Here is a 646-nt window from a genome sequence, read left to right as displayed (position 1 = left end):
CAGTCACCACGGCCCTGCCGACTCGCTTACATTGATTGTCTGCCCACCCCACCTTCAGTCCCGCTCGTCCGATGACGTGTAGCAAAGACTCGCTGGCCTTGATGGCATCTTCGTCGTAATTGCGCCGTCCCTGGGACGAGAACATACAGGGCAAAGAGACCTCGGTATTGGTGCCGCAACTGGTGACTTGAGCGAAATTGATCACAGCGCGCTGCGCCAGGTTCGGCGTCGTGTTATGGGGCGACCTGCCACTGAGCCGCCAGTCCGCCGCTCGTGCGGTTTCTCCCACGACCACCACGAAGAGCAGGGGCTTGTTGTGCTCGCCCCAGCTAGCGCCGAGCCGGGCGTCGGTGCCCACCGGCTGGCGCGGCCGGTTCGCGATACTGGCATCGCGTGCCAGCGCGAGATAAAGTCAATTGTGGTGTACGGGGGGTGATGATCGTGGCCGGTCGTCAGGCGGCGAGTTTCTGCTGAACCGGCGGATTGTCATGCGCCGGAGTTCCGTCCTTGAAGGGAACGCCCTTCAAGAGCAGTTCGATGTGTTCGGCGCCATTGATGCGGCGCCATGTTTTCTCGGCTTCCTCGATCAGCTTGAAGGCCAGGCCAAGGAAGGTTGCTCGTGACACACAATTGCGCGTGCGCGTCG

At 61.9% G+C, this 646-nt stretch carries 1 protein-coding gene and 1 pseudogene; both read right to left on the bottom strand.

From position 1 onward, the window contains the following. A partial coding sequence (locus CF70_RS34900) for a sulfatase-like hydrolase/transferase (protein ID WP_349675115.1) occupies positions 1–358 on the bottom strand: 358 nt, incomplete at its 3' end. A 94-nt stretch (positions 359–452) separates the two neighbouring features. Continuing rightward, positions 453–646: pseudogene (locus tag CF70_RS14985) on the bottom strand (IS256 family transposase); the annotation flags it as partial.

The sequence above is a fragment of the Cupriavidus sp. SK-3 genome, from assembly GCF_000611145.1.
In the GTDB taxonomy this organism is placed as follows: Bacteria; Pseudomonadota; Gammaproteobacteria; order Burkholderiales; family Burkholderiaceae; genus Cupriavidus.
Note: the sequence above shows the minus strand (reverse complement) of the source record. Positions and strands in the feature narration are given on the sequence as shown.